The 1,616-nt window shown below is 65.3% G+C and carries 2 protein-coding genes; both read left to right on the top strand.

The features are described 5' to 3' along the window. Positions 1-567: MmyB family transcriptional regulator (locus tag AC1DT2_RS22800; protein WP_477298944.1), on the top strand; the 567-nt coding region annotated here is incomplete at its 5' end. A 266-nt stretch (positions 568-833) separates the two neighbouring features. Continuing rightward, positions 834-1,616: alpha/beta fold hydrolase (locus AC1DT2_RS22795; RefSeq protein ID WP_477298943.1), on the top strand; the 783-nt coding region annotated here is incomplete at its 3' end.

The raw sequence follows: 1,616 nt of genomic DNA, 5'->3' as shown, positions 1-1,616 counted from the left end.
CCTCTCTACGACGCGGACGAGTCCTGGGACACGGGCTCTTTCGTGATCGTCCGTCACGCCCTCCAGCGCATGATCCTGCAGCATGAGCCGTTTCCCGCGCTGGTCATGGATCGCTACTGGAACGTGGTGATGGTCAACGAGGCGACGAAGCGGCTCCTCGGCTCGTTCATCGACCTGGACCGCTGGCCTCGTCCGCGCAACATCCTCCACATGATCTTCGACCCCGAGGGCTTGCGGCCCTTCATTGGGGACTGGGACCGGTTTTCCGCCTCCATGCTTCAGCGCGTGCGGCGGGAAGCCGTCGGTGGAGCCATTGACGAGCCGACGCGCGTGCTCCTCGACGCGCTCATGGCCTATCCCGGCACGGGACGTGTCGCGCAGGACGACCGCGCCGCCGATCTCCCCGTCATCCCCCTCACCCTCGTCGATGCGAACCGCCGGCTTAGCTACTTCTCGCTCGTGACGACCGTCGGCACACCGCGCAGTCCCGGCCCGCAGGAGCTACGCGTCGAATGCATGGCGCCCGTCGACGAAGCGACCGAGCGATGGCACCGCCCGGTGTCGTAAGCCGTGCGTCATGGCGCCGCGCTTGCCGACGCCAACCCGTTCTCCGGATTCCAACCGCCACAGTAGGAGCCGATTCATCGGCGAAGGGTGCTAGCGACAGCGTAGCTAGCGACAGGCTGATTCGCGACAACCTGGCCCGCTGCCGCGGGATCGCCGATGAATCGGCTCCTACAGGTTCGTTCAAGCGTGCAATGCCGAAGGTGGAGCTCACTTCATGACCGATGGCACGGGCTCCCGTCCGCGGCAGCGAGGAGCATCGCGTTGACATGACTACGCCCAAGAAAGTTCTCGCCATCGCCGCAGTCGCCGTCGCCTCGCTGGCCCTCGTCCTCCTCATTGCCGGGACGGCTTACAACGAGCTTTCGCTTCGAAAGCTGCGTTCCCTGGCCCACGCCCCCGGTGAGATCTACAAGGTCAATGGGTACGACGTGCATCTGGTCTGCTCTGGCGAGGGGTCACCCACCGTGATGCTCGATACCGGCCTCGGCGACGACTTCACGACCTGGTTGAAAGTCCAGCCAGCACTGGCGAAAGTGACCCGCGTCTGCTCGTTCGATCGGAGCGGCTTCGGTACGAGCGCCATGACGCCGCGTCCCCATGACGCGGATACGCTGGCCGCGCAGCTGCACGACCTCATTCGCGTCGCGGGTATCGACAGGCCCTTCGTCCTGGCAGGCCACTCCATTTCCGGCCTCTACCTGCGTGCCTACGCCGGCCACTACCGGAGCGACCTGGCAGCACTGGTGTTTATCGACGGTGCCACTCCAGGTCAGGACGATCGCGTACCTAAGAGCCTCGTCGCCATCCAGGACACCCAGCGCGCGGAAATGCCGTGGCAAAAGCTGCTCATGACGATCGGCTGGTATCGCTTGCAAGGGGTTTGCTCAAGCGTCCCGCCGGGCTTTGAAGCGTACGCCGCCGTCATCCAGGCGGATAACTGCGATCCGACACAGTTCGACGCGCTCGAGGCCGAGCTGGACGCCGTGCGGCAATCCGGGGACGAGACACGCCGGGTGGGTCCCTTCCCCGACCTGCCCGTCCTGATCCTC

The sequence above is a fragment of the Luteibacter sp. P4_E6 genome (assembly GCF_056401535.1).
The sequence above is the reverse complement of the archived record's forward strand: the minus strand, read 5'-3'. Positions and strand labels throughout refer to the sequence as shown.